Here is a 2921-nt window from a genome sequence, read left to right as displayed (position 1 = left end):
AATACTACAATTAGGAAATTGGTTCCGTTTTTCGTTAGTTGCAATACTACCGATAGGAAATTGTATGAAAACATATTCATTAGGCGAATTTGAAGAAATTGTATTGCTCACTGTGGGGGTACTCTACAACGAGGCCTACGGTGTAGCCATTAAGGATGCCATTGAAGAACGCGCTGAGCGAAAAGTGAGCGTGGGTGCCTTGCAATCGGCGTTGAAGCGCATGGAAAAGAAAGGGTACCTAGAATCGCGACAAGGTGAGGCGAATGCCCAACGGGGCGGAAAACCTAAGCGATACTATGTTATCACCGCCTTCGGAAAGCTAGCTCTTCAGCAAAACCGAGACGTTCGGAACACGCTCTGGGAATCTATTCCTAAACTGGCCCTTGACTTCAAACTCTCATGATCAAACGCCTAGCCCAACGCTTGTTCCAATGGTTCTGCCATCCTGACTACGTTGATGAAATCCAGGGTGATTTGGAAGAGTTGTATCAGCGAAACGTAGAGCAGAGTGGGCGAATGGCGCAGTGGAAGTATTTCTCTCAGGTTCTTGGTTTACTTCGCCTTTCTATCATTCGGCCTTTCCAGGGTAAATCCGGTATTTTTAATATAGCTAACAGTCTGCTTATGATTAGGTATTATTTTAAGTTCGCTCTTCGGCGAATTCGGTTTAATACATCTTTCTCACTCATCAACATTATCGGATTGGGAATTGGATTAGCTTCTTGTATCCTTATTTTTCAGTATCTATCTCACGAATGGAGCTTTGATAAATTTCATACTGACTATCAGAGCATTTACCGAATCAAACACGATCGCTATCAGGAGGGAGCAGTCATAACCGAAAGTGCGACTACGTTCTCGCAGATTGCACAGGAACTACGGCAGACCTATCCATCGGTAGAAACAGCGTGCCGGTTGCATAAAGCGGGTGAAAGTATCGCAGTTCAGGCCGGAGAAAACCTATTTTGGGAAGATCAGATTATCGGTGCGGATACTACCTTTTTCAACATCTTCAGCTTTCACTTTCTCTACGGTGCCCCGGAAACGGCACTAACCTCACCCAATGCAATAGTGCTAACCACATCTGCAGCCCGAAAGTACTTTGGAGAAACTGACCCACTTGGTCAAGAGATTATAATCGATGGTGCTTACGGTGCCTGGAAAGAAAGCGGATACGAGAGCCGGAGCACGTATATTGTAACTGGCGTAATTGAAGACTTACCGACAAACACTCACCTAGATTTTGATCTGTTAGTTTCCTTCAGCAAGTACTCCAATCTAGAAAACGAACTTGATAACTGGGGCGATTCTTTCTATACCTACTTCAAGCTATCCGAACCCTCTGCTGTTAGTACTATTACGGCCGGTTTATCGACCATTGTAGATAAGTATCGTCCTGACCGAGGCATCACTCTTAGTTTACAACCAATGCAGGAAATTCACTTAACTTCAAATCTGGTGAACGAACTGAAGGGTAACGGGAGTGAAGCGAATACTTGGCTATTAGCCGCTGTAGCAATTTTGATCTTGATTGTAGCGGGTACCAATTACATAAATTTTTTTACGGCTCAAGCTATTCGGCGCCAAAAGGAAGTAAGCGTTCGCAAAATCTATTGGGCTAGCTCAGCCCAACTGTTTAGGCAGGTAATGGCCGAAGCATTCTTACTCAACGTCTTCGCATTATTTCTAGCTGCCGCCCTGATTGGACTGGCTCATCCCTTTTTACTGGATGCGCTAAACGTTGACCTAACTGGGAAAATAACCACCCCTCAATTTTGGGCAATTACTTTAATCATCACCGTGGGTGGAACGCTTATTTCCGGTTTGTATCCAGCGTTTTTTGTAGCTCGCCTTAGCACGCAACGAATGATTCGTACTGGAGAAAGGAGCTTTCTCTCTCCTAGCAAAGTTCGCCAATCACTGGTGACATTCCAGTTTGTGGTCTCGGTTCTGGTTATTGGTTGTGCTATTGTCCTCTATAGTCAAATGGATTTTATGAGGAATAAAGATTTGGGTATTAGTATTGATAAAACGCTGGTAATTAACGGACCCAGTGTAGGAGTTGCGAACGATTCGACGTACATAAATCGGTTAGAAAGCTTTAAGGTTGAAGCCCAACGGCTTAGTGCTATTAGTGATATCACCCTCGCTAATTTTATTCCCGGTAATAAGATTAACGGCGAAGCCAGCGGGTACGTACGAAGGGTTGGAAGCCGCCAGGATCAAGCAAGTACTTACTACTTTTCCCAGATTGACTACGAATTTATTTCGGATTTCAGTATACCGATAATTGCCGGTCGTGAGTTTAATCCCGCGTACGCTACCGACCAAGACGCTATCATAATAAATCGAGCGGCTTGCCGATTACTTGGTTTTGCGTCGGCTGAGGAGGCAATAGATCAATCAGTTGTTTACCGCATGAACACTAACCCAACCATCATCGGAGTAGTGGATAATTTTCACCAGTACGGACTACAGCGTGATTTTCAGCCAATTATCTTCGAAGTAGATAAAGCCCCTCAAACTTATTGCTATCTAAAACTGTCGGAGAACAACGTTAATGCTGAACTTCGCCAAGTAAAACAACTTTGGGAAGAACTATTTCCCGGCAATCCGTTTAGCTACTTCTTTCTGAACGATTATTACGCTCGGCAGTACACCCGCGACACTCGGTTCGCTAATTCGTTCGGAATTTTTGCGGTTCTCGCGATGCTGGTAGCCACGATGGGCTTCTTCGGGCTAATGTACTACGCCGCCGTTAATCGCACTAAGGAAATTGGAATCAGAAAAACACTAGGTGCCCAGCTGGGCGATATTGTGCTTTTACTAGGGAGAAGAACGGTTACATTCGTTCTAATTGCGGTGGTCATTAGTGTGCCGATAACGTACTATACCGCTGAGCAGTGGTTACTAGATTACGC

Annotated in this window: 2 protein-coding genes; both read left to right on the top strand. The window is 44.6% G+C overall.

Features of this window, described 5'->3' with window-relative positions; genetic code table 11:
• Positions 1 to 403: PadR family transcriptional regulator (locus WBA23_RS10035; RefSeq protein WP_424582144.1), on the top strand; the 403-nt coding region annotated here is incomplete at its 5' end.
• The coding region (locus WBA23_RS10030) for an ABC transporter permease (RefSeq protein ID WP_424582143.1) at positions 400 to 2921 on the top strand (2522 nt) is incomplete at its 3' end. The genes WBA23_RS10035 and WBA23_RS10030, both read left to right, overlap by 4 nt.

The sequence above is a fragment of the Tunicatimonas sp. genome, from assembly GCF_049647865.1.
In the GTDB taxonomy this organism is placed as follows: domain Bacteria; phylum Bacteroidota; class Bacteroidia; order Cytophagales; family Cyclobacteriaceae; genus Tunicatimonas.
Note: the sequence above shows the minus strand (reverse complement) of the source record. Positions and strands in the feature narration are given on the sequence as shown.